This is a genomic window from Halomonas sp. BN3-1, from assembly GCF_003056325.1.
GTDB lineage: Bacteria > Pseudomonadota > Gammaproteobacteria > Pseudomonadales > Halomonadaceae > Halomonas > Halomonas litopenaei.
This window is the reverse complement of the sequence record NZ_PYVV01000016.1, coordinates 51252-76365: the sequence shown is the minus strand read 5'-3', so window position 1 is coordinate 76365 and position 25114 is coordinate 51252. Positions and strand designations below refer to the sequence as shown.

22 protein-coding genes are annotated in these 25114 nt (G+C 64.6%); 9 read left to right on the top strand and 13 right to left on the bottom strand.

Going from position 1 to position 25114, the window contains the following annotated elements:
• Window positions 1-367 precede the first annotated feature (367 nt).
• The gene (locus C9F12_RS19260) at window positions 368-634 is read left to right on the top strand and encodes a DUF4160 domain-containing protein (protein ID WP_108449899.1); all 267 of its coding nucleotides are present in this window, start codon (window positions 368-370) and stop codon (window positions 632-634) included.
• An 11-nt stretch (window positions 635-645) separates the two neighbouring features.
• Complete coding sequence (locus C9F12_RS19255) at window positions 646-927, top strand: DUF2442 domain-containing protein (RefSeq protein ID WP_108131746.1); 282 nt, start codon at window positions 646-648, stop codon at window positions 925-927.
• Between the two features lie 158 nt (window positions 928-1085).
• Here C9F12_RS19255 and C9F12_RS19250 read toward each other — a convergent pair whose 3' ends face one another.
• The 4 genes from C9F12_RS19250 to C9F12_RS19235 all read right to left on the bottom strand — a co-directional run bounded on the left by C9F12_RS19250 (window position 1086) and on the right by C9F12_RS19235 (window position 5085).
• Window positions 1086-1781 (bottom strand): FadR/GntR family transcriptional regulator, encoded by a 696-nt coding sequence (locus tag C9F12_RS19250; protein WP_108131721.1) that lies wholly within the window; start codon window positions 1779-1781, stop codon window positions 1086-1088.
• A gap of 167 nt (window positions 1782-1948) precedes the next feature.
• Entirely contained in the window at window positions 1949-3466 is a 1518-nt protein-coding gene (locus C9F12_RS19245) for a tripartite tricarboxylate transporter permease (protein WP_045994120.1), read from the bottom strand.
• Window positions 3466-3936: a tripartite tricarboxylate transporter TctB family protein gene (locus C9F12_RS19240; RefSeq protein ID WP_108449898.1), complete on the bottom strand. Its 471-nt coding sequence runs from the start codon at window positions 3934-3936 to the stop codon at window positions 3466-3468. Before C9F12_RS19240 ends, C9F12_RS19245 begins: the two co-directional genes overlap by 1 nt.
• A 183-nt stretch (window positions 3937-4119) precedes the next feature.
• Window positions 4120-5085, bottom strand: coding sequence for a tripartite tricarboxylate transporter substrate binding protein (locus C9F12_RS19235; protein WP_108449897.1), 966 nt, complete (start codon window positions 5083-5085; stop codon window positions 4120-4122).
• 454 nt (window positions 5086-5539) lie between these two features.
• Here C9F12_RS19235 and C9F12_RS19230 point away from each other — a divergent pair, with 454 nt between their 5' ends.
• Together C9F12_RS19230 and C9F12_RS19225 are read left to right on the top strand one after the other, a co-directional pair.
• Window positions 5540-6316: an SDR family NAD(P)-dependent oxidoreductase gene (locus C9F12_RS19230; protein ID WP_045994118.1), complete on the top strand. Its 777-nt coding sequence runs from the start codon at window positions 5540-5542 to the stop codon at window positions 6314-6316.
• A 222-nt stretch (window positions 6317-6538) separates the two neighbouring features.
• Window positions 6539-8119, top strand: a complete 1581-nt coding sequence (locus tag C9F12_RS19225; protein ID WP_108449896.1) for an aldehyde dehydrogenase (NADP(+)) — start codon at window positions 6539-6541, stop codon at window positions 8117-8119.
• A gap of 590 nt (window positions 8120-8709) precedes the next feature.
• On the opposite strand, the gene C9F12_RS19215 is transcribed toward C9F12_RS19225, so the two are convergent.
• From C9F12_RS19215 to C9F12_RS19200, 4 genes are all read right to left on the bottom strand, one after another.
• Window positions 8710-10239: a tripartite tricarboxylate transporter permease gene (locus C9F12_RS19215; protein WP_108449895.1), complete on the bottom strand. Its 1530-nt coding sequence runs from the start codon at window positions 10237-10239 to the stop codon at window positions 8710-8712.
• Between the two features lie 62 nt (window positions 10240-10301).
• Window positions 10302-10829: a tripartite tricarboxylate transporter TctB family protein gene (locus C9F12_RS19210; RefSeq protein ID WP_108449894.1), complete on the bottom strand. Its 528-nt coding sequence runs from the start codon at window positions 10827-10829 to the stop codon at window positions 10302-10304.
• A 190-nt stretch (window positions 10830-11019) separates the two neighbouring features.
• Window positions 11020-12039, bottom strand: coding sequence for a tripartite tricarboxylate transporter substrate binding protein (locus tag C9F12_RS19205; RefSeq protein WP_108449893.1), 1020 nt, complete (start codon window positions 12037-12039; stop codon window positions 11020-11022).
• Between the two features lie 75 nt (window positions 12040-12114).
• Entirely contained in the window at window positions 12115-12861 is a 747-nt protein-coding gene (locus C9F12_RS19200; protein WP_045994114.1) for a ribonuclease activity regulator RraA, read from the bottom strand.
• Window positions 12862-13255: 394 nt separating this feature from the next.
• On the opposite strand from C9F12_RS19200, the gene C9F12_RS19195 reads away from it, so the two are divergent.
• Entirely contained in the window at window positions 13256-14020 is a 765-nt protein-coding gene (locus tag C9F12_RS19195) for an SDR family NAD(P)-dependent oxidoreductase (protein ID WP_108449892.1), read from the top strand.
• Window positions 14021-14267: 247 nt separating this feature from the next.
• On the opposite strand, the gene C9F12_RS19185 is transcribed toward C9F12_RS19195, so the two are convergent.
• From C9F12_RS19185 to C9F12_RS19165, 5 genes are all read right to left on the bottom strand, one after another.
• The gene (locus C9F12_RS19185; RefSeq protein ID WP_108131714.1) at window positions 14268-15548 is read right to left on the bottom strand and encodes a TRAP transporter large permease; all 1281 of its coding nucleotides are present in this window, start codon (window positions 15546-15548) and stop codon (window positions 14268-14270) included.
• On the bottom strand, window positions 15545-16156 hold the full coding sequence (locus tag C9F12_RS19180; protein WP_052704555.1) for a TRAP transporter small permease: 612 nt from the start codon (window positions 16154-16156) through the stop codon (window positions 15545-15547). The genes C9F12_RS19185 and C9F12_RS19180 overlap by 4 nt, the downstream gene beginning before the upstream one ends.
• Window positions 16157-16174: 18 nt before the next feature.
• Window positions 16175-17149 carry a sialic acid TRAP transporter substrate-binding protein SiaP gene (locus tag C9F12_RS19175; RefSeq protein ID WP_045995134.1) on the bottom strand — a complete coding sequence of 325 codons (975 nt, stop codon included), beginning with the start codon at window positions 17147-17149 and terminating at the stop codon, window positions 16175-16177.
• A gap of 73 nt (window positions 17150-17222) precedes the next feature.
• Window positions 17223-18914: a GMC family oxidoreductase N-terminal domain-containing protein gene (locus C9F12_RS19170; protein ID WP_204249013.1), complete on the bottom strand. Its 1692-nt coding sequence runs from the start codon at window positions 18912-18914 to the stop codon at window positions 17223-17225.
• A complete protein-coding gene (locus tag C9F12_RS19165) occupies window positions 18911-19612 on the bottom strand; it encodes an FCD domain-containing protein (protein ID WP_045995135.1) in 702 nt (233 codons plus the stop codon). The genes C9F12_RS19170 and C9F12_RS19165 overlap by 4 nt, the downstream gene beginning before the upstream one ends.
• A gap of 291 nt (window positions 19613-19903) precedes the next feature.
• Between C9F12_RS19165 and C9F12_RS19160 the strand changes: the two genes are divergently transcribed.
• From C9F12_RS19160 to C9F12_RS19145, 4 genes are all read left to right on the top strand, one after another.
• Window positions 19904-21373, top strand: coding sequence for an aldehyde dehydrogenase family protein (locus C9F12_RS19160; RefSeq protein ID WP_205254734.1), 1470 nt, complete (start codon window positions 19904-19906; stop codon window positions 21371-21373).
• 78 nt (window positions 21374-21451) lie between these two features.
• A complete protein-coding gene (locus tag C9F12_RS19155) occupies window positions 21452-22465 on the top strand; it encodes an ABC transporter substrate-binding protein (RefSeq protein ID WP_108131710.1) in 1014 nt (337 codons plus the stop codon).
• 52 nt (window positions 22466-22517) lie between these two features.
• On the top strand, window positions 22518-24104 hold the full coding sequence (locus C9F12_RS19150; protein ID WP_205254733.1) for a sugar ABC transporter ATP-binding protein: 1587 nt from the start codon (window positions 22518-22520) through the stop codon (window positions 24102-24104).
• On the top strand, window positions 24101-25114 hold the full coding sequence (locus C9F12_RS19145; RefSeq protein ID WP_205254732.1) for an ABC transporter permease: 1014 nt from the start codon (window positions 24101-24103) through the stop codon (window positions 25112-25114). The genes C9F12_RS19150 and C9F12_RS19145 overlap by 4 nt, the downstream gene beginning before the upstream one ends.

The following is a 25114-nucleotide window of genomic DNA, read 5'->3' as shown; positions in this document are numbered from 1 at the left end:
TATCCTGTAAAGACGTGCGTGAGGGGAACACCATCGAGGTCGACGAGCATCGTCGACGGGGCTCGCTCGCTGGCCGGGCTATCGAGCATAGCGAGAGCCACGAACTTGGCCTGAGCCACCTCGAGATTCACCCGCGTCGGCAAGATCCCCTCTGGCGGCAACGAGCCTTAGGAAAACGACTGACTGTCAGCCGCCTGGTGGCTACGATTGGACTCGGGCGTGCCATCTGGACATGACCGCCGCGCCCCGGCTAGCTTCACAATAGGCCGCCTGAGCTCGGAGCTGCTATTCACACTACTTCCTGTCAGGCCTCTCGCACACCATTGCCACGAGAGCAGCACCAGCATATTCGGGAAGGAGAGGTTGAATGCCTACAATTTCAATGTTTTATGGCATCATCATTCGGATGTACTATGCTCCAAAAGAACACCCGCCGCCGCATTTCCATGTCTACTACGGCGAACACAAGGGAACGATCAATATCCGTACATGTGAGATTATTCAAGGAGATCTGCCAAGGAAGCAAACCAAGCTTGTCCTGGCATGGGCCGAGCTTCATCAGGACGAATTGATGGCAGACTGGCGACTGGTCATGAACGGCGAAGAACCCTTCAAGATCCAGCCGTTACAGTGAGGGGGGAAATCATGTACCCATCTGTGAAAAAGGTTACACCGATTGACGACTATCGCCTCTCGATCCATTTTGACAACGGAGAGAATGGCGTCCTGGATATGAAACCCTACCTGGATTTTGGAGTGTTTCAGAAGCTAAAGGATCGCAAGGCATTTGATCGCGTTCGGGTATCATTTGACACCATCGAATGGGAATCAGGAATCGATCTTGACCCAGAGTTTGTCTATGCCAAAAGCCAGCGTACTGACGTGCCACATGGAGAGACAAGCGAAGAACAGGGCACACACAGCTAAGCACGCCACCAGGCCAGACAGCTGGGCTGTCCATGTGCAGATAAAGAACACTCGCTCGGGAATACCTTCCTAATCTTCCGAGTCCCGAGCCACTCAGCGACCCACTTCAAACTATCCTGGAGGGCCGCGCTCGGGCACGCCAGCAGTCCCCCGCACCCCTATTGGCTCCCCTCGAACATGCGATGCCGGGCGTTGTCGATATGGGCGCGCATGGCGGCTTCGGCGCGCTCGCCATCCTTGTCGCTGATCGCCTCGACGATCGCCAGGTGCTCATCCTGGACCAGCTTCAAGCGCTCCTGAGAGGCCATCAATGACAGCCCCCGGGTCAGGTTCATGCCTTCCTTGATGCTCTCGTTGAGCGACTTCAGCACGGTGATGTAGTAGTGGTTGCTGGCCGCCTCGGTGATCGCCAGGTGAAAGCGATAGTCCTCGTCGGTGGCCAGATCGTGGCGGGCGTTGGCCTCATCGATGATGTCGTAGCAGCGACGGATCTGGTCGAGCTGGTCCTGGGTGCGTCGCAACGCCGCCAGGTGCGCCGCCCGCGCCTCGACATTGGTACGAAACTCGAAGCAGCGCTGGATATCGGCGATGCTCGAGATCGGCGCGAACTTGAGCACCGCACTGTCGGGCTGACGGATCACGAAACTGCCGGAGCCCCGCCGGGATACCACCAGTTCGTCTTCCTTGAGCCGGGCCAGGGCATCACGCAGCACCGGCCGGGACACTTCGTAGCGCTGGCACAGTTGCGCTTCGGTCGGCAGCTTCTTGTTGACCGGATACTGGCCCTCGATGATCGCTTCCAGAATCTTCTCGTAGACCGCCGAAGCCAGTGAAAATTTTTCGTCTTGTGCCATCTTGCCCTGCTCCGGTTCTCTGTTCCCTGGAAGCCGCCTGGCTTGTACCATCAGGCGCCACCTCCCTTTTACCACTGCAAAAGGCGCCCCGCATTGGGCCTTTAGGCCACACAGGGCGCCTCTCGCCTCTTCCTGCCCTGTCCGGGCGGATCACCACCGCCCGCGGATCAGGACGCCTCGGTGGAGACTCCGCCGCCCTTGCCGGCCTTGCGGCCCTTCCACACGCCGTTGGCGATGATCAGGGTCCAGGTCAGGATCGCCAGCCCCGCCAGCACCATGGCGATGGGCCGGTCGACGAAGGCCATCAGGTCACCGTCTGACTTGAGGATCGAGCGCATGAAGTTGCTCTCGATGATCGGGCCGAGAATAAAGGCCAGAATCAGCGGGCCCAGCGGGAAATCGTTCTCCATCAGGAATACGCCGACCAGCCCCAGGCCGAGCATCACCCAGACATCGAACATGCTGTTGTTGGCGGAGAAGGCCCCCACGATACAAAACATCAGGATCAATGGGTAGAGAACGCCAGTGGGCACGGCCAGCAGCCTGCCGGCGCCCTTGATCGCCATCAGCCCCAGCGGCAGCAGCAACAGGTTGGCCAGCACGAACACCATGAAGATGGCGTTGACCAGAGCCCCCTGCTCGGTGAAGACGTCGGGGCCCGGGGTGATGCCCTTGGTGGTCAGCACACCGATGATGATGGCGGTGACGGTATCACCCGGAATGCCGAACACCAGGGCCGGGATATAGGCGCCGGACAGGGCCGCGTTGTTGGCGGCGCTGGCCGAGACCAGCCCTTCCGGATGGCCGGTGCCGTACTTCTGCGGCTCCCGCGACAGCTTGCGGCTGATGGCATAGCTGATCCAGGAGGCGATGTCGGCGCCGGCGCCCGGCAGTGCACCGATCATGGTGCCGAGCAGCCCGCCACGGGCGACGCCGCCCTTGTAACGCCAGGTGGTACGGGCCACGCCGTCGAGCAGCTTGCCCTTGGGCGTTTCCACCCTTGAGGCGCGCTGCCCGGCGTTGGGCAGGCTGCGCAGCAGCTCGGTGATGGCGAACAGGCCGATCAGCACCGGCAGCAACGAGATACCCGCGAGCAGGTCATAGCTGCCCATGGTGAAGCGCATCTGGCCGGATACACTGTCCATGCCGATCATCGCCAGCGACAGGCCGATCAGCATCGAGATGGCGCCCTTGAGCGGATCACCGCCGGCGACCAGGATCGCACAGGACAACCCCAGCAGCGCCAGCCAGAAGTACTCGTCGCTGGTGAACTGCAGGGCAAATTCGGCGATCCGCGGGGCAAACAGCGCCAGCACCGCGACCCCGATGATGCCGCCGAGCATCGAACAGGTGACGTTGATACCAAGTGCCAGGCCGAGCTTGCCCTTCTTGCCCATCAGGTAGGCTTCGTCGGCGTAGACCGCCGACGCTGGCGTCCCCGGCATGCGCAGCAAGGCACCGGGAATGTCACCGGCGACGATCGCCATGGCGGTGGCGGAGACGATGGCGGCGATGGCCGGCAGCGGCTCCATGAAAAAGGTCACCGGCACCAGCAAGGCGGTTGCCATGGTGGCGGTGAGACCAGGGATAGCCCCCATGAAGAGTCCGAACAACGAGGCGGCGACAATCACCAAAAGCACCTCGCCGTCGAGCACCATGGCAGCGGCTTGCATCAATTCATTCATCAGTAGAGCACCCGTTCAAGCAGTCCTGCCTCCAGCGGCACGTGCAGAAGCTGTGCGAACAGCATCCAGATCACGGTCGTGGCAATCACCGCGATCAACAGCGCACGCCCCCAACCACGACGGTGATAGGCGCGAAACAACAGCGTCAGAAGCGCCACCGCAACGATCGGAAAACCCAGCAGCGGCGTGAGCACCACGTAGGCGATGACACTGGCGACCACCGCCGCCAGCGCCAGCACAAACGCACGGCCGGATACCTTGGAGGTCCAGCGCGCCCAGGGCTGGCGTTGGCGCAGGCCCTTGACCACCAATAACCCTCCCATCAACAGCAGCAGGGCCCCCACCACCTTGGGGAAGGTGCCGGCGCCATAGACCTGGCGCGGCAGCGGACTCAAGTCCGCGGAAGCGACGATGAGGGCGGCCCCCAGGGCCGCCGCCATGGTTCCCGATACCGCGTCACTGGTACGCATGATGACGATCTCCCGGGCGTTACCGCACCTTTGTCAGTGCGCCGCCGATGCGGCGCTCAATCGGGTGTATTGCAGACAGTGCCAGTCGACCGCTCGGTGAGCTTTCTGTCACCGAGCGATCTGTCACTGGGCTCTCGTTTACTGGGCCTTCAGTTTCTGGACTCTCGGTTACTGGGCCTTCAGTTACTGGGCTAAGCCAAGCTTGTCGATGATGGAGGCGTTGTTGGCGTCCTGTTCGGCCATGAAGGCCTCGAAGCCTTCCGGTCCTTCCCACACGGCGCCGAAGCCGCGGCCTTCCATGAACGACTGGAAGTCCTCGGAGTTCCACACCGTCTCGGCTGCGCTCAACAGACGCTCGGAGACGTCTTCAGGCAGACCCTCGGGGCCCACCAGTCCACGCCAGGAACCGTGGGACCAGTCATCACCGGTCACCTCGCCGGCCGCCGGGATATCCGGGAAGGCTTCTTCGCGTTCACTGGACAGCACCGCCAGAGTGCGGACGCGGTCGGATTCACGCATGGACTCGGTTTCCGGCAGCGACGAGAAGACGATGTCGACACCGCCCGCCGCCAGCTCCTGCAGGCCCGGCGCGGCGCCTTCGCTGGGTACCAGATTGACGGTATTCGGATCGATGCCCTGCTGGTCGAGGAAGCCGGCAAACGACAGGTGGTAGGCAGCACCTGGCGCAGAACCCGACACGGTGTACTCGTTGGGCGACTCGGCCAGGTCAGACAGGGCGTCTTCCAGGTTCTGCCAGGGCGACTCGGCGTTGACAGTGAAGGCCGCATAATCGAGGTTGAGCAGCGCGATCGGGGTAAAGTCCTCGTAGGACAGGTCGGCGGTGCCGATATGGCGATAGGTCGCGATCTCGGCGGTGCCCAGGCCCAGGGTATAGCCGTCGGGACGCGCCATCTTCATCGCCATGTGGCCGACCACACCGGAGCCACCGGTACGGTTGACCACGTTGACCGGCTGCCCCAGCTCTTCCTGCAGACCGGCGGCAAACTGACGACCGACGGCGTCGGTGCCGCCACCGGCGGACCAGGGCACGATCAGGGTGATCGGCTTGGAGGGATAGTCGTCACCGACGGCAACCGTGGAGGTGGCCACCAGCAGGGAGGCGCAAAGCAGGCGTGGGAGCGTTCGCATGAGTTATCTCTCTTGTCGTCGAGCGTCTGGGGATCCGGTCAAGGTCGTAGCGACCCGCCACCGGAAAGAACGCTTGCAAGAGTGCCGCCACGGCGCCAACTAGACAAGTTATTACAACTTATACTTTATGCTAACGGGCCCCGGAGACGAGCCGTCACCGCCACCTGTCGAGAGGAAAAGTCGATCGCCGACGCCCCACTAAAACCTTTTATTTTCAATACTTTAACAAACTTATCAATCGTAAGCACCGCGCTTTCCAAAGTTCTCTTTGACAGCAGTTCCCTGCCCACAAGACCAAAGTACCATGCTCACTTGTTAGTATTTGTTTGAAGTCCATCAGGCGCTAGGCTAAGGTTTATCCCACAATCCCAGGCTGGTCGCGCTGCGCCCTCCTTTCTCCTATCAACATCCATGATGCGGCCTGTTGCAGGCCCGATTCGTTCAGGAGCACTTCATGTTCGCCGATCTCAACGACAAGACCGTCCTTATCACCGGCTCCACCAAGGGTATCGGTCGTGCCGCCGCGGTGGCCTTCGCCCGCCAGGGTGCCATCGTCGGCATCAACAGCAGCCAGAAGGACAGCGCCGCCGAGGAGCTGATCGCCCAGCTGGAGTCCGAGGGTGCGCGCTTCGCCTACTATGAGCGCGACCTGACCAAGAGCGGCGAGTGCGAGACCCTGGTCAACGAATTTGTCGATCAGTTCGGCAGCCTTGACGTGCTGGTGAACAACGCCGGCGGCCTCGGCGTGCGCAAGGGCCTCGAGTCCCTCGAGGACGACGACTTCAACCTGGTGATGGACCTGAACCTGCGCTCGGTGATCATGACCACCCGCTTCGCCATGCCGCACCTGAAGGCCTCCGCCGAGAAGCGCGGCGAGACCGCCAGCGTCATCAGCACCGGTTCCATTGCCGGTCGCGAAGGCGGTGGCCTCGGCGCCTCTCTGTACGGCGGCTCCAAGGCCATGCTGCACAACCTGCATCGCAACTGGGTGAAGGAATTCACCAAGGACAACGTGCGCTTCAACATCGTCGCACCGGGCACCATCGACACCGCCTTCCACGCCGACAAGAGCGCTGAGGTGAAAGAGAAGATCGCCTCCACCATCGCCATGGGCCGCCTTGGCACCTCCGAGGAGGTTGCACCGTCCTTCCTGTTCCTGGCCTCCCACGCTGCCAGCGGCTACATCACCGGCCAGGTGATCGACGTCAACGGCGGCCAGATGTGCCCCTGAGGCATATCGCAGCATCCCGGGCCACCGGCGTGACGGCGCTATCGACGTCTACCCCTTGAGCCCCGAGCGGCCGGACATGCTTCCGGCCGCTTCGCTATCCACTCCCCTACTCGGCGTTCGTGCGTACTGCGATCGCAGGTTTCGTGCGCGTCGACCCCGGTTTGGCAGCGGCCGCCCCTTGCCACCTTTCATCATCTTCACTGCGCAATAACAGGAGTCCCCATGACACTCGAAGGTCATCATCTGATCGGCTTCGCCTCGGTGGCCGGTTCCACCGACGGACGCACCATCTCGGCGGTCAACCCCGCCTCCGGCGAGACCCTTGCCCCGGCCTACCCCCTGGCGGGCCAGGCCGAGGTCGAGCGCGCCTGCCAGCTGGCCGAGGACGCCTTCCTGGCCTACCGCCGCCTGCCGCTTGCAGACCGCGCGGCCTTTCTCGAGGCGGCAGCCGACAATATCGATGCTCTCGGCGACACCCTGACCGAGCGCGCCATGGCCGAGACCGGCCTGCCCAGGGCACGCCTTGAAGGCGAGCGTGGCCGCACCTGCGGACAGCTCAGACTGTTCGCCGAGGTCCTGCGCAGCGGCGACTATCTCGACGTACGCATCGAGGACGCCCTGCCCGAGCGCGCCCCCATGCCGCGTCCCTCTCTCGCCCAGCAGCAGGTGCCGCTGGGTCCGGTGGCGGTGTTCGGTGCCAGCAACTTCCCGCTGGCGTTCTCGGTGGCCGGCGGCGATACCGCCGCCGCGCTGGCCGCAGGCTGCCCGGTGATCGTCAAGGCCCACTCCGCCCACCCCGGCACCTCGGAGCTGGTCGGACGCGCCCTGCAACAGGCCGCCAAGAGCAGCAACATGCCCGAGGGCGTGTTCTCGCTGCTCTATGGCAGCGGCAGCGAGCTCGGCCAGGCCCTGGTCAAGGACCCACGCATCCAGGCGGTGGGCTTCACTGGCTCGCGCAACGGCGGCACCGCCCTGCTGCGCACCGCCCAGGCACGCCCCCAGCCGATCCCGGTCTACGCCGAGATGAGCAGCATCAATCCGGTCCTGCTGCTGCCGCAGCAGCTGGAAGCCAACGCCGAGGCCCTGGGCGACGCCTTCGTCGCGTCGCTGACCATGGGCGCCGGCCAGTTCTGCACCAACCCGGGGCTGATTCTGGCACTGTCTGGTGCCGCGCTTGAGCGCTTCGTCGAGCAGGCCGGTGCCGCGGTGCGCGAAGCCGCCCCCCAGCTGATGCTGACCCCCGGCATCCACGCCGCCTATGAGCAGGGAGTCGCCCAACTCACCGACCAGCCGGGCGTCAGCCTGGTCGCCAAGGGCAAGGCCACCGGCCATCTTGCCTGCCCCTGCCAGCCGCACCTGCTGCGCACCAGCGCCAGTGACTTCATCGGCAACGCCGCTCTGCATGACGAGGTCTTTGGAGCCTGCGCGCTGATCGTCGAGTGCGACTCGGTGGCACAGATGCAGCAGGTGCTGACCGCGCTGGAAGGCCAGTTGACCGCCACGGTCCACCTCGAGGAAGCCGACTACGCGCTGGCCGACCAGTTGCTGCCGCTGCTTGAGCGTCGCGCCGGTCGCATCCTGTTCAACGGCTGGCCCACCGGCGTCGAGGTGTGCCACTCCATGGTCCATGGCGGCCCCTGGCCCTCGACCTCCGACTCGCGCACCACCTCGGTGGGCAGCGCCGCGATCCAGCGCTTCCTGCGCCCGGTGTGCTACCAGGCGATGCCCGAGGCCCTGGCCCCGGACAGCCTCAAGGCCGACAACCCTCTGGGGCTGACCCGCCAGGTGAACGGCAAGCGCTAGCCCAGCGTTCTTTCTTTTTCTCCTTCTCTCCTTCTCTCCTTCTCTACAACAGGCGACGCCAGCCCACCGGCGTCCCTGGCGCACCATCAACGAGGCCCTCGCCACCGGCGAGGACCTTTTTTGATGATATCGATCTACACTCCAGCGGGCCCCGGCTTGTCGCGTCTGCCCTGAACTGCCCCCAAGATGCCCCTGAGACACCCCGGAGATGCCCTTTAACGAGCGAGCTCGCCTAGGCTAGGCACATCCTTTACATACAAGAGACTCGCGACGATGAGTAAAGGCTACGTCTTTCCATCCAACCGTTCCCAGGCGATACGCCTGCCAGAGGCAGCCGCCTTTGCCGAGGACGCAAACAGGAGCGTTATCGTCTCCACAGCTCAAGGAGGCGCTCGCACTCCTGCCGGTGAGACCTGGGACGATTGGTTTGACGCGGGGGGAGCGAGCGAAGACTTCATGGAGGATCGTGGCCAACCAGGCCACTCGCCCGACCCTTCCGCTCGGCATCATGAACCAAAAAAAGCGCCTGACCCGGGCGATATGCCGTCGGACAGGCGCTGAAGTTTCCTGCTCTGGAATCTGTACGGGCCTCAGGTCGTGTTCTGGCTACCCTTCAACTGCACCGGCTTGCGGATCGCCAGGAAGTACACGAACACCCCGGTCAGCACGATGAAGAACAGACTGTCGGGCTGGGTCACGAAGACCGTCAGGTCACCGTTGGACAGGGTCAGGGAACGGCGCAGGTACTCCTCGAGGCCCGGGCCGAGGATAAAGCCGAGCAGCAGCGTTACCACCGGATAGCCGTGCTTTCTCAGATAGAAGGCCAGCACCCCCATGACCAGCGTCATCATCATCTGGAAGGTCGAGTAGGTCGCCACGTAGCTGCCCACCACCGCCAGCATGGCGATCGAGCCAAACAGCACATCACGGCGAATGCGCACGATGCGGATAAAGTAAGGCCCGAGCAGGTACATGGTCAGCGGAATCAGGATCAGCGCGCTGAAGATCAGTGCCGCCAGCATGGGCGCGATCAGCCCAGCCTGGGATTCCATCAGCTGCGGCCCCGGCTGGATGCCGTTGATGACCAGCACACCGAGCACGATGGCGGTGATCGGGTCACCCGGGATACCAAAGGTCAACATGGGCACCAGGGCGCCGCCGCAGACCGCGTTGTTGGCGCTTTCCGCCGCCGCGATCCCCTGGGGATTGCCCTTGCCGAAGCTGTCCGGCTCACGCGAGGTACGCACCGCTTCCACGTAGGCCAGAAAGCCACCCATGGAGCCCCCGGCCCCGGGCAGCGTGCCTACCAGATAGCCGATGGTGGAAGACTTCAGATAGCAGGCCGCGCCGATACGACGGATCGCCGAACGCGACGGGATGAAGTCGCGGCGACGAATCTTCGCCACTCCCTTGAGCTTATCGCGAATGGCCTGGGCCTTGTCGTTCTCGGCAAGCTGGGTCAACAGCTCACTGATGGCGAAGGTACCGATGATCACCGGCATCAGGTCGATTCCCGCCGCCAGGTCACCCATGCCGAAGCTGAACCGGGCCACCGGCACCATGGCGTCTAGCCCCACGGTGGCGAGCATCAGCCCCAGACAGGCGGCGATAGCCGCACGGCGGACATTGCCCCGCTGGGCGATGACGATGACGATCAGCGCAAACAGGATCAGCGCACACTTGCCGGTGGTCTGCACCAGCAGCGACAGGTCGGCGATCAAGGGCGCCAGCAGCACCAGCAGTACCGCCCCGAACACGCCGCCGATCATCGAGGCGAAGGAGGCATGGCCCAGCGCCAGAGGCCCTTCGCCGCGCTGCTGCATTGGGTAGCCTTCCAGCGCCGTCATCATCGACGAGGGTGCACCGGGAATATTAATGGTGGTGGCGGTGATGCTGCCACCGCACATGCCGGCCATATAGATGCTGGCACAGGCCATCAGCGCCGTGGTCACGTCCAGGCTGTAGGTCAGCGGCAGCAGCAGCGCCAGCGCCAGGGTCGCGGTCAGACCGGGAATCGCCGAGAACACGGTGCCGATCAGAAAACCGGCCACCACATAGAACAGCACCGTGGGATTGAGCAGCAAACCGAAGCTCGCCAGCACCTGGGTCAGGAAGTCCATGGGTCACCCCCGGCGTGTCGCCCGGCAGCGAGCGCCGAGCGGGTTGCATCAGTCATCATGGCTCACCCCCAGAGTGTCGGTAGACGGACGTTGAAGACCTGGTTGAACAGCACGAAGCCCACCGCGGTGATGGCCAGCGCGATCAGGGCCTTGCTCAACCACTTGTCGAGCCCCGAGAACAACAGCATCACTCCCAGTACATAGACCAGGGTGGACAGCACATAGCCGAGTGACTGAAACACCAGTACATAGACCAGAGTCGCCAGCATCAGGGTCAGCTCCGGCGAAAGACGACGGCCCCTCGGCCTATCGCCTTCATCGGCCGCGTTGTCCCGATCCAGGGCAGCGGCGCTGCGCACCGAGGACCACCACTGCAGCACGCACAGCACGGTGGCCAGCACACCGATCAGCAACGGAAAGAAGGATGGCGTCAGCTTGCCGGCCTCCAGCGGAGGCCCCATCGCAAGGCCACCGATCAGGTAGCCCAGGGCCAGCAGCGCCAGCACGCCGTGGAAACGGATCGCGCCAGCACTGGAGCCAGGGCCAAGGCCAAGCGCACGCGCCAGCAGAGATGAAGATGAACGAGACATGCGAAACCTCTCTCGGCCCCCAATGACGGGAGACCGACAACACAGTGTTCGTTGGAAGGGAAGTGAAGCGGGCCGGCAGAGGCAGGTGCTCTACCCGCCCGCTCCAGATGGAGGCAGGAAGCGGAAGGTCGCTGCGTGAAGCTCAGACATGTTTCACCGGACCTTCCTCCCCGGACCTTGCACCCCGGACTTACAGGTCCAGCTCATCCATGGCGGCGAAGGTCCGCTCCTGGTAGCTGCCGATCCACTCGTTGACTTCCTCGCTGCCGAGCCAGCCCGGCGTGACACCGATACTGGTGACCCACTCTTGGAACTCGTCGCTCTGGTAAGCCTCGTGGTAGGTCGACTCCAGGGTCTCGATGGCGTCTTCCGGGGTATTGGCCGGCGCCGCCAGCACGATGAAGCTGCCGGTCTCGAGATCCACGTCGAATTCGGAGATCGGCGGCACCTCGGGATAGGCCGGGTTCTGCGAACCGGACAGCTCGACCACGCCAAGCGCATCACCCGAGGACAGGATTCCGGAGAAGTCCCCCAGGCTCGAGATGGCGGCGTCGATCTCGCCGGACAGCAGCGCCTCGGCCTCGGCGGTGGACGACCCCGGATAGGAGATCACGTTGAAGGTGACCCCGGTGGCCGCCTCCAGGCGACGTACCGCCAGGTAGGGACCAGAGCCCTGGGGCGCCACACCGATGCGCACCGTGCCGGGATTTTCCCTGGCCGCCTCGATCAGCTCCTCGTAGGAGGTGAAGCCCGACTGCTTGGATACCACGATGGCGTCGGCTTCCTGGGTCACGCGGGCGAACGGCTCGAGCTTGTCCAGCGAGTAGCCGGGCACCATGTTGCCCCGCGGCAGGGTGACGACGCTGTCGTAGGTCAGCACACCGATGGTGTGGCCGTCGGGACGCGCCTTGGCCAACTGCATCAGGCCGGTGGCGGTCACCGCCCCGCCGATGTTCTCGACGTAGATCGAGGTCGGCAGCGACTGCTCGGCCAGGTTGCTGATCTTGCGCGAGATGGCATCCGCGCCGCCGCCGGCAGGCCAGGGCACGATCATGCGGATGTCACGCTGGGGGAAGTCGGCCTGGGCCGTGGGCACGGCGACGACCGCGGCCAGCGCCACACCGGCCAGGGTAGCGCCGGTCGCGCCCTTGATCAGACGCTTGCGCAGGGTCGTGCTGAGGGTGGCGTTGAGGGGGGTAAGAGCAAACATGGCGACTCCTGGAATTATTTTGTGATTGTGTGGGGATAGATGAGGCGGCGCTTGTCTGGCCGCGCGACTCCTGCTTCAGCCGCGAGATTTCTGCTCGCGCAGGTAGGCCTGGTATTCCTCCTGGGCCTGTTCGTTCGGCGGATAAAGACCGATGACCGCCGCGCCGTTGTTGACCTTGTCCAGCACGTAGGCTTCGAAGGCCTCCATGCCACTGGCTTCTTCGGCGATCTCGTCGGCCAGCTCGAGCGGCACCACCATGACGCCGTCGCCGTCGCCGACCAGCACGTCGCCGGGATAGACCGGCACGCCGCCACAGCCGATGGGCTGCTGGATATCCACCGCGTGGTGCTTGGTCAGGTTGGTCGGGGCGCTGGGCTTGGTGCAGAACACCGGCATCGACATGCTCTCGGCGTACTCCGAGTCACGCACACCGGCGTCTGACACAAAGCCCGCGCACTCGCGCACCTGCAGGCGGGTCAACAGGATGCTGCCGGCACTCGCGGCGCTGGCATCCTGACGGCAGTCGGACACCAGTACGCGGCCAGGCGGCACACTCTCCACCGCCAGACGCTGGGGGTGCTCCGGATCACGGAAGGCGGCCACCACGTCCAGGTCTTCGCGGGCCGGGATATAGCGCAGGGTGTAGGCCTGCCCCACCATCTTGACCTGGCTCTTGTTCATGCGACCGACGTTCTGGATATAGGTGTTCTTCAGACCCCGCTTGTGCAGCAGGGTGTGCAGCGACGCCGTCGAAGCCCGCATCAGTCGCTCGCGGGTCAGGTTGGACAGCTCTGCGTGGGGGTAATCGTTGATGATGCTCATGGGCTCCGCCTATCGCTGGCAAACTGGGTTGTTCGTTGACGGAGTCACTATAGGAAGCGCCGGAAGGCTTTTCAAACAACTTTTTACAACTTGGCTTTTGTCTTGACCTCCACACGACACTAGAGACCATATCGAGAACCCAAAACAGTCCACTTAATCGTTTATTTTCAATTGCTTGAAAAACCCTTTTCACTCAGGATCGGTCAATACACCCGCCCCTTAGACATAGGTCTAATAAGAAAGAATTTGTATTTAAAAGGTACAAGATGTGGTCGAGACGGAGCACTGCCATCCGCACGATGCCCCTCCCCGGCCTTTCCCGCGCCCGGGATGCCCACTAGGCTGATACCCCCCGTTGCTATACATGCCTGTCCGATCACTCAGGAGATTTTCGATGGCTGTACTGACGACCTTTGCACTCGACGGCAAGACCGCCCTGGTGACAGGCGCGAGACGCGGCATCGGCGCGGCCATGGCGCTGGGCCTGGCCGAAGCCGGTGCCGACATCATCGCCGTCAGCACCAGCATGACCGCCGACGGCGGCGACCTGGGCGAGCGAGTTCGCGCCCTGGGGCGAGACTGCACAGGGATCGCCTGCGACCTGTCGGACCGCAGCGCGCTGATGGCGATGGTCGAGCAGCTTGCCGACCGGCGTATCGATATCCTGGTCAACAACGCCGGCACCATCGAACGCGCCCCCGCCACCGAGCACACCGATGCGCTGTGGGACAGGGTCATCGACGTCAATCTGAGCGCCCCCTTCGTGCTGACCCGGGAGATCGGCAGGCAGATGGTCGCGCGAGGCAGCGGCAAGGTGATCTTCACCGCCTCGCTGCTGTCGTTTCAGGGCGGCATCACCGTGCCCGGCTACGCCGCCAGCAAGGGCGGCATCGCCCAGCTGGCCAAGGCCTTCGCCAACGAATGGGCCGCCCACGGGGTCAACGTCAACGCCATCGCTCCGGGCTACATCGCCACCGACAACACCCAGGCACTGCGCGACGATCCCGAGCGTTCCCGCGATATCCTCGCGCGCATCCCCGCCGGTCGCTGGGGCGACGCCGATGACTTCAAGGGACCGGTGGTGTTTCTGGCCTCCAGCGCCTCGGACTATATGCACGGCAGCGTGATGACCGTGGACGGCGGCTGGATGGGGCGATAGGCAGGAGGACGCACCATCGCCCCCCCCTCAAGCAAACGCCCCCGACGAAGACGTCGGGGGCGTGGGTTGTCAGGGGCACAACGTGTCCCCTTGCCTGCTCGATGCTAGGGCTTGTCTGAAAAGTGCCTGCGCTCGGTAATACGGCGTTAAAAATCGGATCAAAATGCTCATTTACACCCCGTAAACTGCGCTTTCTCACCGATTTTTGCCTTGTCTAACCTTCGCTCGTCGACTTTTCGGACAGCGCCTAGCGATAGATCAAGGTCGGCAGCCACAGCGAGATGGAGGGCACGAAGGTGACCAGCATCAACACGATCAACAGCGGGATCAGGAACGGCAGGGTCGCCGAGGCGCAGCGTTCGAAGGGCACCTTGGACACCTGCGAGAGCACGTAGAGCACCAGTCCCACCGGTGGCGTCAGCAGGCCAATCATCAGGTTCAGCACCATGACGATACCGAACTGCACCGGGTCGACGCCGAGGTTGACCGCGATCGGCAGCAGGATCGGCACCAGGATGGTGATCGCCGCGATGGTTTCCATGAAGCAGCCCACCACGAACAGGATCAACGTCATCAACAGCAGGATGATGGTGGGGTTGGAGGTGACCGCCAGCATCCAGTTGGCGAAGTTCTCGGCCACATGGTGACTGGTGAGCAGCCAGGAGAAGATCGACGAGGCGGCGATGATCATCATGATGATCCCGGTGGTCTCGATGGTCTCCATGGTGACCGCCAGCAGTCTCTTGAAGGTCAGGGTGCGATAGACCACCGCCCCCAGCAGCATGGCGTAGATCACCGCAGCGATGGCGGCCTCGGTCGCGGTGAAGATGCCAAGCACGATGCCGCCGACGATGATCACCGGGGTGAGCAGCGACAGAAAGGCACGACGGAAGGTCAAGGCGATCCAGCCCAGGGCGAAGCCGACGTCACGCGGATACTGATAACGCACCGCGTACCAGGCCACCATCAGCATCAACGAAAGCGCCATCAACAGTCCCGGCACCAGGCCGGCGGCGAACAGCTGACCGATCGAGGCCGAGGCCATCACGCCGTAGATCACCAGCGGCAGGCTAGGCGGAATGATCGGCCCGATGGTGGACGAGGCAGCGGTGATGCCCACCGAAAAGCCAGGGTCATAGCCCGCCCGGCGCATCGCCTTGATCTCGATCGCGCCGAGCCCACCGGCGTCGGCCACCGCGGCACCGGACATGCCGGCAAAGATGACCGAGGCGCCGACGTTGACGTGGCCGAGCCCACCGGGCATCCAGCCCACCAGGGCCCTGGCGAAGTCGAAGATGCGACTGGTGATGCCGGCGGAGTTCATCAGCGCACCGGCCAGGACAAAGAAGGGAATCGACAGCAGCGGAAAGCTGTCCATGCCACCGACCATACGGTGCAGCACGATAAAGTCGGGGACGCTGCCATCGACCAGGATCGCCGCCAGCGACGAGGCGCCAAGCGCAACCATCACCGGGAAGCCCATCACCAGCATCAGCAGCAGGCCGCCGAACAGGACCAGTAGCGTCATGATGCCTCCTCGCCGGTGGTGTCAGCTCGCTGCGCCGCCAGCCACTGCTTCGGACCGCTCGCCCGCACCAGCTGCCAGGCCTGACGCAGCGCCATGATGGCGATGCTCAACAGCACCACGCTGTAGAGGGTGTCCATGCCGACCGCCATCGAGGTCATCTTCTGTGCGCTCATCAACGGCAGGATCTTCCAGGTGACCCACCCCAGCAGCACGAAATAGACGAGCTGGCCCAGGTCAACCAGCCAGATCATCGCCGCCGAGGCACGCAGGGGAAGGTAGCGATACAGCAGTTCGAGGCGGATGTGGCTGCGCTTGCGCACCCCCACGGTCGCCGCCAGAAAGCCGACGCAGATCAGCAGATAGCGGGCGACCTCCTCGGTCCAGCCCAGCGGCGAGCCAAGCACGTAGCGGCTGAAGAACTGGGCGAACACCACCGCAGCCATGGTCCAGAAGACCACCAGGGTGAGCGCGTCCTCAAGCCCGATGTCGCGCCAGGCGAAGGTCGGGCCGTCGTCGTCAAAGTCGATATCCGGGCCTTGCGGCCCCTCACGGGCACCCTCCTCGGGTGCCCGTGCGGAGCCCAGAGCCTCGCTGTCGGTGTGGTTCATAGCGTTTTTCCCGAGGCGTTACAGCGCCTGCAAGCGATCGAATTGTTCCTGGGTCCAGGTCGCCTCGTCGCCGTTGAGCACCGGCAACGTCTTCTCGCGGAAGGCCTCACGCTCGACCTCCAGCACCTCCACACCCTGCTCCTTGAACCAGTCGATGGAAGCCAGCTCCTGCTCGCGTACATCGTCGGAGACCTTCCTGGCCACCTCGCCGAGCACCTCGCGGAAGATCTGCTGATCCTCCTCGGACAGGCCGTTGAAGAAGGGACCGCCGGCAACGATCAGATTGGAGCCGGTAACGTGGCCGGTCAGGTTGATGTAGTCCTGGACCTCGTAGAACTTCTTGGCGCGGATGGTCGGCAAGGGGTTCTCCTGGGCGTCCACCACCCCCTGCTGCAGGGCCAGATAGACCTCGGAGAAAGCCACCGGTGTCGGCTGGGCGCCGACCGCACGGGGGAACAGGCTGTAGATGGGCGCATTGGGCACCCGAATCTTGAGGCCTTCCATGTCGGCGGGCTCGACGATCGGCGTATTGGAGGTCACGTGGCGCTGGCCGTAGTAGCAGTCACCCAGGATCACGTTACCGCCGGAGGCATCACGGTAGCCGTCGGCGAATTCCGCGAACAGCTCGCTGTCGGCGTAGGCCTTCCAGTGTTCGTAGTCACGGAACACGAAGGGGGCGTCGGACAGCGCCAGCGGCCCGTAGGTCTGGGCGGCAAAGCTCTGGCCGGTGTAGATGATGTCGACGGTGCCGAGCACCAGCCCCTGGTTGATCTCGACCTCCTTGCCTAGGGTCGAGGCGGGGAAGACCTCCACTTCGTAGCGACCGTCGGTGCGCTCGGCGATCTGCTCGGCGCCCCACTCGGCCCAGTGATGGTAGGCCTCGGAGGGTTCGTACACATGGGCCCACTGGACGGTGTCGGCAGCCTGGGCAGCACTGGCTGCGGCGGCGAGACCTACGCTCAGGGTCAGCGGCAGAAAAGTCAGGCGTGTCATCGGATGCTCCTTTTTCATTGTTGCTATTGGTTGCTGTCGGTTGCTGTCGGTGCTTGAAAATCCGTTCAGTAGATCAATGCATCGCCGCCCCGGTGGCCTTCGCCTCGGGCGCTGCAGCGTCGCGCCGGGCGTCCTGCCCCAGGCCCGCATCCTCGCCGATAAAGTCGGCGCAGCGGCTGCCCAGCATCATCGCCGGGGCGGTGGTGTTGCCGGCGGGTATATCGGGCACCGCGGACATGTCGCAGACCCTCAGCCCGCGCACCCCACGAACCCGCAGTCGCGCATCGAGCACCGCCATGGGGTCGTCATCGGCACCCATGGCCGCAGTACCGGCCGGGTGGTAGTTGGTCTTGACGAAGCGTCGGCAGTGTTCGAGCAGCTTATCGTCGCTGGCGCCGCTTCCGGCGAAGGGCAAGGCCACACCGTGCAGGTTTTCCTTGAGCGGTGACTGCTCGAAGGCCCGCAGAAAGAACTTCTGCCCCTCCACCATCGCCTGCATGTCGTCGGGATGGCCGAGCAGGTTGGGCGACACCCGCGGCATGTCGCCGGGGTCGGCCGAGCGCAGGCAAACGCTGCCTCTGGCCTTCGGCTTGACCACCACAGTGGTCACCGTCAGGCCGTAGTCGTCCTTGAGCGCGTCCCGGGTATCCCGGTCCAGATAGACGATCGGTACGCAGAAGGCCTGGATGGTCGGTGCCGCCTGAGGATCGACGGGATTGACGAAGGCGCCCGCCTCGACCCCGGCCGAGGTCACCGGGCCACTGCCGAACAGCTTGAACTGGAGCCCGTTGGCCAGCATCCGCCAGCCGACGCCCTGGCGATAGTAGCCACACGGGGTCCTGGCGTAGGCGGTGATCGGCACCTCGGGATGGTCGATCAGGTTCTGCCCCACCCCCGGCAGGTCCGCCTTCACCGCAATGTCGTGCTGCGCCAATTGCTCGGCCGGCCCGATACCCGAGAGCATCAGAAGCTTCGGGGTCACCAGCGCACCCGCCGCCAGGATCACCTCGCCCTGCGCGCGCACCCGGTGCACCTTGCCCTTGCGGTCGCGGTACTCGACGCCCACGGCGCGTCCGTCTTCAACCAGCACCTGCTGGACCTCGCAGTCGAGCGCGACCTCGAGCCCCGGGTGCTCGCGCAGCGGCTCCACGTAGGCGTAGGCGGCAGAGCAGCGCTTGCCCGCTCGATTCATGAACTGATAGAAGCCGACCCCGGTCTGACGCTCGCCATTGAAGTCGCCGTTATAGGGCAGCCCCGCCGCCTGGGCGGCCTGGATAAACCAGCGCGAGGCCACATCCACATGACCGGGATCAGAGACCTTGAGTGGCCCGCCGCGCCCGTGGCGATCATTGACCAGACGGTCGTTGTCCTCCATCCGGCGAAAGTGCTCGAGCACCCCTTGCCAGGACCAGTCGGCCCTCGCCGCGTTGCCGGCGAGTCGCCGATCCCAGTCGTCGTAGTCCTCGGGCCGCCCGCGCATGTAGACCTGGGCATTGACCGAGGTACCGCCGCCGAGCACGTGACCCTGGGGAATGTCATGGACCCGTCCCCCCAGATGAGCCTGCGGCTCGGTCTGGTGATAGCGCATGAACTTCGAGCCATTGATCATCTTGAAGATGCCCGGGGGCATGTCGAGCAGCGGGTGGTGGTGGGACGAGCCCGCCTCCAGCAGCAGCACCCTGGCACCCTGCTCGCGCACCAGGCGGGCGGCTACCACGCACCCGGCGGCCCCGCCCCCGACAACAATATGATCGACGTCGCTCACTCGTTCTCTCCTGCAAAGAAAGTGCTGCGCACGAACTCCCATGAGGCCTCGAGGTGATCGACCAGGGCGCGCTCCGCCGCGTCGGGATCACGCATCAGGATGGCCTCGTAGATCGCCTGGTGGGCCAGGAAGTTGTCGTGATTGCGCTGCTCGCTGCGTGGCATCCGGCTCCACTGGGGCGCCAGCCACTCGACAAAGCCGGCGTGAATGGCCGGATAGGCCGGGTTGCCCGAGATGGTGTAAAGCACCCGGTGAAAGGCCACATCGGTGGCGTAGAAGCGCTCGGAATCGCAGATCGCCGCCTGGTTGTCGTCCAGTGCATCCTTCAGCCGCTTGAGGTCGTCCTTGCCCGCCCCGGTGGCGGCGTCCCGCACCAGCACCCGCTCGAACAACACCCGTATCTGGTAGAGGTCATGTACGCCCCGGGAGTTGTCGAGCAGGTGCTTGATTACGCCTCCTGCCGCCTGCATCGCCGAACTCGCATCCGGGCGACAGACGATCGGGCGATAGCGCGGACGACTCTTCAAGAATCCCTTGGCGGTGAGCGCGGTGATCGCCTCGCGAATCACCGTGCGACTGGCGCCGTACTGCTCCATCAGCGCCCGCTCAGCGGGCAACGGACGTCCTTCCTCCAGCTCGCCGGCAACGATGGAGCGCTCAATATCCAGAGTGATCGAGTCCGCACTGCGTCCGCTCATACAACACCTCGTTTATCGTCGTACCAAACTAATCATTAAATTCTCGACCAACAACTACAACCAATGGCTAATATCGCCATAACAAACCGCAAAATCTCTATATTTCATAAACTTGAAGAAAATATAGACAATGGTCGTAGCGCCTTACGCTTGCCAGCCACCTCGACCATCAACAGTATATGGTCGTACCAAACGTCATTTCAGCGTTATCTAACAGACGTTCTGACCACCCCAACGTTGTTCTGGCGTTATCCAATCATCGTTCTGGCCTTACCCAACAGAGGACGCCCCATGGATTTCCAACAGTTCGGTGCCACCCCCCTGGAAGGCCGCATGTGGGTCGATGGTAGCTGGTTTGAGCATGCCGGCTCCCACGCCATCGAGGTGGACAACCCGGCCAGCGAGGCGCTGCTTGGCCAGGTCCCCGCCGGTGACGCCGCCGCCGTGGACGCCGCCGTCGCCGCAGCCACCAGGGCTCAGTCCGACTGGGCCAGGCGACCGGCCAACGAGCGTGGCAAGCTGCTGACCCGCTGGGCCGAGGAGATCGATCGCCATCTCGACCCCTTCGCCCGGCTGATTGCCCTGGAGCAGGGCAAACCCCTGTCCCAGGCTCGCGGCGAGGTCGGCGCCTGCAGCGAATTTCTGCGCTACAGCGCCCAGTGGGCCAGACGCATCGAAGGCGACATTCTGCCCTCGGACAATCGCCACGAGGAAATTCAGATTCGCTCGCTGCCGCTCGGGGTGGTCGCCGGACTGACCGCCTGGAACTATCCGGCGGCCCTGGCCACGCGCAAGGCCGGCCCCGCCCTGGTGGCGGGCAACACCTTTATCCTGCTGGGTCACGAGATCACCCCCTTCGCCGGACTTTATCTGGCGGCGCTGTCCGAGCGCGCCGGGTTTCCGCCCGGCGTCTTCAACGTGGTGACCGGCCAGGGGCCGGTGGTGGGCCAGGCGCTGGTGGAGCATCCCGACACCGATCTGATCACCATGACCGGCAGTACCCGGGCGGGGCGCCAGATCTTTCGCAGCGCCGCCGAGGAACTCAAGATCGTGCGGCTGGAGCTCGGCGGCAAGGCGCCCTTCATCGTGATGGAAGACGCCGACGTCGACGCCGCGGTGAAGGCCGCCGTCACCGCGCGCTATACCAACTGCGGCCAGATCTGCACCTGCAGCGAGCGTATCTACCTGCATCGCCAGATCGCCGACGAGTTCATCGACAAGTTCATCGCCGCCTCGCGCGCACTGAGCATCGGCAATCCGCTGGATGACCCCGACATGGGCCCCAAGGTCAGCCGTGGCGAACGCGACAAGGTCGCCGCCATGGTCCAGCGCGGTATCGCCCAGGGCGACAGCGTGCTGCTCGAAGGCGGCCCGCTCGACTCAGGCGACTACGCCAAGGGCTACTGGATCGCCCCGACCATCGTCGAGACCCGGGACAATCGCTCACCGCTGATCGACGACGAGGTGTTCGGACCGGTGGTGCCGATCCAGCGAGTCGACGACTTCGAGCAGGCCCTGGCCTTCGCCAACGACACCTCCTACGGCCTTTCGGCCTATGTCTTCACCCGCGACCTCAAGCGGCTGATGCGGCTGCCCTCGGAGCTGCGCTTCGGCGAGATCTACTTCAATCGCGCCAACGGCGAGCAGGTCCACGCCTATCACTCGGGCTGGGGCCACTCCGGCGTCGGCGGCGAGGACGGCAAGTACGGTTTTTCCGCCTACTTCAAGAAGCAGACGATGTACGTCAACTGGGGCGATTGAACGCCCCCTCCCTGCAGCACGGAGCACTGCCGACGCGGTGCTCTTTTGACAACAAGCACAATAGCCCAGGAGAACACGATGCCTTCGACCCACCACTCCCCGACTGCCCGTCACCCCCGCGCCCGCCGCCTGGCAGGGCTTGCCACCGCCGCCCTGCTGGGACTTTCCGCCATGCCCGGCTGGGCCCAGCAGTTGCCGCCGCTGGAACAGAAGGACAGCTATCGGGTGGGCTTCGCCCAGATGGAAAGCAACAACCCCTGGCGCATCGCCGAGACCCAGTCGTTTCGTGATATCGCCCCCGAGTGCAACTGGCAGCTGACGGTGACTGACGCGGCCGGTTCCGCCGCCAAGCAGGTCGCCGACGTGGACAGCATGATCGCCCAGGGCGTCGATGCGATCTTCCTGCCCCCGCGCGAGGAAAAGGCGCTGATCCCGGCGGTGATGAAGGCCCGTGCGGCAGGCATCCCGGTGTTCCTGGTCGACCGTATCGTCGATGACGAGGTCGCCAAGGCCGGTGAGCACTATGTCAGCTTCCTCGGCTCCGACTTCATCGAGCAGGGGCGCATCGCCGCCCAGTGGCTGGTCGACAACTTCGAAGGCGAACAGGCCCACATCATCGAGCTCGAGGGCACCACCGGCGCCTCCTCGGCCAATGACCGCAAGGAAGGCTTCGATGCGGTCATCGCCGAACAGGACAACATGGAGATCATCGCCTCCCAGTCCGGCGACTTCGCCCGCGATACCGGCCGCCAGGTGATGGAGACGCTGCTTCAGGCCCACCCTGAGGTCAACGTGGTCTACGCCCACAACGACGAGATGATCATCGGTGCCATCCAGGCGCTGGAACTGGCCGGACGCACCCCAGGCGAGGACGTGCTGCTGGTCTCCATCGACGGCACCCGCGACGCCCTGCAGGCGATCCTCGACGGCAAGCTCGGGGTCAGCGTCGAGTCGTCGCCGCGCTTTGGTCCGATGGCCTGCGACGTGCTCAACCGCTACGCCGCCGGCGAGACCATCGAGCCCTGGGTGCGCGTCGAGGACCGTGTCTTCACCCAAGACAACGCCGCCGAGCATATCGACGACGCCTATTGAGCTGAGCCACGCCGGTTGATCCCGACCTGACATTCCAACCAGGTACCACGTCATGACAGCGCTTATCGACATGCGCGACATCCACAAGCGGTTTGGAGGTACCGTCGCCCTCGACGGCGCCTCACTCACGATCGCGCCGGGTGAGGTGCACGCCCTGATCGGCCAGAACGGGGCGGGCAAGTCCACCCTGATCAAGGTTCTGACCGGGGTCTACACACCGACCAGCGGCCAGATCCTGCTCGACGGCAAGCCTGTGGCCTTCTCCGGCCCGCGCCGGGCGCAGCAGGCGGGCGTTGCCACCATCTACCAGGAGCTCAACCTGGTGCCGCTGCGCTCGGTCACCGAGAACATGATGATGGGCTTCGAGCCGCTTCACTGGTGGGGCGGGATCGACTGGCCCCAGGCCCATCGACGGGCCCGCACGGTGCTCGAGGAGCTGGGGCTGGACATCGACGTCCGCCGTCCGCTCAGCGAGTACTCCACCGCCATCCAGCAGCTGGTGGCCATCGGCCGAGCGGTGTCCCAGCAGGTCAGGCTGGTGATTATGGACGAACCGACCAGTTCGCTGGACGAACGCGAGGTCCAGCGGCTGTTCGAGGTCATCCGGCTGCTCAAGTCCCAGGGCACCTCGGTGCTGTTCGTCTCGCACTTCCTCGAGGAGCTCTACGCGGTGTGCGACTGCGCCACCATCATGCGCAACGGCGCCACGGTGGAGCAGCGTACCCTCAGCGAGACACCACGCCTGGAGCTGGTGGCCTCCATGCTTGGCCGCAAGGCCTCGGACATCCAGGCAAGCGGCACCACCAGCTTTCGTGAGATGGAACTCGACACCGACGAGACGCTGCTCGAGGTCGAGTCTCTGGCCACCGACAAGGGCCTGCGCGGCGCCTCGCTGGAGGTGCATCAGGGCGAGATGGTGGGCCTCGGTGGTCTGCTCGGGGCCGGTCGCAGCGAGCTTGCCCGCGCCCTGTTCGGGCTCGATCGCAGCACCCGGGGCAGCATGCGACTTGCCGGCCAGCGCTACGCCCCCCGCCACAGCCGCGACGCCATCGCCGCGGGGGTGGCGCTGCTCAGCGAAGACCGCAAGGTCGAGGGCATCATCCCCGAGATGAGCGTGCGCGAGAACATGACCCTGCCCCTGCTCGGCACGCTGAGCCGTCGCGGCGTCATCCAAAGGCGGCGCGAGCGCGAACTCGCCGCGCACTATATCGAGGCGCTCAAGATCAAGACCGCCTCCATGGAACAACCCATCGGCCAGCTGTCCGGTGGCAACCAGCAGAAGGTACTGCTGGCGCGGTGGCTGGCGACCCAGCCGCGACTGCTGATCCTCGACGAGCCGACCCGTGGCGTCGATATCGGCGCCAAGCGCGAGATCCAGCGCATCGTGCAGGACTATCAGGCCCAGGGCGGCGCGGTGCTGATGATCAGCTCGGAATTCGAGGAACTCGCCGAGGGCGCCCAGCGGGTGGTGATCATGCACGAAGGCCACTCGACCCGGGTGCTCGACAACCCCGGGCTCAGCGAAGACGCCCTGGTCACCGCCATCGCCACCGCCCAGCACGACCGAGCCGACGGCGCGGCCCGTGACGACGAGAGTTCCCCCGCTACCGCCACCGACCACCAGGAGACCGCACCATGACGTCGCTCCACTCCTCCCGTCAGGCGACGCCCCGGTCGGCCAGCCCGCGATGGCGCCAGGCCATGCCGGTGAATCCCCGCAGCCTGGCGCTACTCGTCGCCCTGCTGGCACTGATCCTGTTCAATGTCGCGATCACCCCCAACTTTCTCGAGTGGCAGACGCTGTCGGTCAACGTCTCCCAGGTGTCGACCATCGCCATCGTCGCCATCGGCATGACCCTGGTCATCGCCACCGGTGGCATCGATCTGTCGGTGGGCGCGGTGATGGCCCTGGCCGGCGCCCTGGCGCCGCTGATCTTTCTGTCGGAGTTCGGCCAGCAGGCGCCGCTGGCGATGACCCTGGTGGCCATCATCGTGGCCCTGGCGGTCGCCGTGGCCTGCGGGCTGTTCAACGGCGTGCTGGTCAGTCGCTTCGGCGTGCAGCCGATCATCGCCACCCTGGTGCTGTTCATTTCCGGCCGCGGTCTGGCCCAGGTGCTGACCAACGGCAACCTGCAGACCTTCGACAATCCCGCCTTCGAGTTCCTCGGCGCCGGTCGGCTACTCGGCCTGCCCTTCCAGGGCTGGCTGGTGGTGGTCATCGCCCTGGTGGTGGCCTGGGTCATCGCCCGCACCCGCTACGGCCGCTACCTGCTGGCCACCGGCGGCAACCCCCAGGCGGCACGCATGGCCGGGGTCCCGGTGACCCGCGTCAAGCTCGCAGCCTACACCAGCTGTGCCCTGCTCGCCGGCCTCGCCGGGCTGATCACCGTGGCCATCAATTCCGCCTCGGACGCGGCCAAGAACGGCAACCTGATGGAGCTCGACGCCATCGCCGCGGCGGTGGTCGGCGGCGCCCTGCTCAAGGGCGGCAAGGCCCCCATCGCCGGGGTCATCCTCGGTGCCGCGATCATTCAGCTGGTGCGCTACACCCTGCTCGCCAACGGCGTCGCCGACGAGGTGGCGCTGGTGGTGAAGGCCGCCATCATCGTGCTGGCGGTGTATCTCCAGACGCCCAGAGGAGCCCACTGA

Excerpts from the sequence above, each read along its gene's own strand:
- C9F12_RS19260 (WP_108449899.1), top strand. The coding sequence starts at position 368 with ATGCCTACAATTTCAATGTTTTATGGCATCATCATTCGGATGTACTAT.
- C9F12_RS19255 (WP_108131746.1), top strand. The coding sequence starts at position 646 with ATGTACCCATCTGTGAAAAAGGTTACACCGATTGACGACTATCGCCTC.
- C9F12_RS19250 (WP_108131721.1), bottom strand. The coding sequence starts at position 1,781 with ATGGCACAAGACGAAAAATTTTCACTGGCTTCGGCGGTCTACGAGAAG.
- C9F12_RS19245 (WP_045994120.1), bottom strand. The coding sequence starts at position 3,466 with ATGAATGAATTGATGCAAGCCGCTGCCATGGTGCTCGACGGCGAGGTG.
- C9F12_RS19240 (WP_108449898.1), bottom strand. The coding sequence starts at position 3,936 with ATGCGTACCAGTGACGCGGTATCGGGAACCATGGCGGCGGCCCTGGGG.
- C9F12_RS19235 (WP_108449897.1), bottom strand. The coding sequence starts at position 5,085 with ATGCGAACGCTCCCACGCCTGCTTTGCGCCTCCCTGCTGGTGGCCACC.
- C9F12_RS19230 (WP_045994118.1), top strand. The coding sequence starts at position 5,540 with ATGTTCGCCGATCTCAACGACAAGACCGTCCTTATCACCGGCTCCACC.
- C9F12_RS19225 (WP_108449896.1), top strand. The coding sequence starts at position 6,539 with ATGACACTCGAAGGTCATCATCTGATCGGCTTCGCCTCGGTGGCCGGT.
- C9F12_RS19215 (WP_108449895.1), bottom strand. The coding sequence starts at position 10,239 with ATGGACTTCCTGACCCAGGTGCTGGCGAGCTTCGGTTTGCTGCTCAAT.
- C9F12_RS19210 (WP_108449894.1), bottom strand. The coding sequence starts at position 10,829 with ATGTCTCGTTCATCTTCATCTCTGCTGGCGCGTGCGCTTGGCCTTGGC.
- C9F12_RS19205 (WP_108449893.1), bottom strand. The coding sequence starts at position 12,039 with ATGTTTGCTCTTACCCCCCTCAACGCCACCCTCAGCACGACCCTGCGC.
- C9F12_RS19200 (WP_045994114.1), bottom strand. The coding sequence starts at position 12,861 with ATGAGCATCATCAACGATTACCCCCACGCAGAGCTGTCCAACCTGACC.
- C9F12_RS19195 (WP_108449892.1), top strand. The coding sequence starts at position 13,256 with ATGGCTGTACTGACGACCTTTGCACTCGACGGCAAGACCGCCCTGGTG.
- C9F12_RS19185 (WP_108131714.1), bottom strand. The coding sequence starts at position 15,548 with ATGACGCTACTGGTCCTGTTCGGCGGCCTGCTGCTGATGCTGGTGATG.
- C9F12_RS19180 (WP_052704555.1), bottom strand. The coding sequence starts at position 16,156 with ATGAACCACACCGACAGCGAGGCTCTGGGCTCCGCACGGGCACCCGAG.
- C9F12_RS19175 (WP_045995134.1), bottom strand. The coding sequence starts at position 17,149 with ATGACACGCCTGACTTTTCTGCCGCTGACCCTGAGCGTAGGTCTCGCC.
- C9F12_RS19165 (WP_045995135.1), bottom strand. The coding sequence starts at position 19,612 with ATGAGCGGACGCAGTGCGGACTCGATCACTCTGGATATTGAGCGCTCC.
- C9F12_RS19160 (WP_205254734.1), top strand. The coding sequence starts at position 19,904 with ATGGATTTCCAACAGTTCGGTGCCACCCCCCTGGAAGGCCGCATGTGG.
- C9F12_RS19155 (WP_108131710.1), top strand. The coding sequence starts at position 21,452 with ATGCCTTCGACCCACCACTCCCCGACTGCCCGTCACCCCCGCGCCCGC.
- C9F12_RS19150 (WP_205254733.1), top strand. The coding sequence starts at position 22,518 with ATGACAGCGCTTATCGACATGCGCGACATCCACAAGCGGTTTGGAGGT.
- C9F12_RS19145 (WP_205254732.1), top strand. The coding sequence starts at position 24,101 with ATGACGTCGCTCCACTCCTCCCGTCAGGCGACGCCCCGGTCGGCCAGC.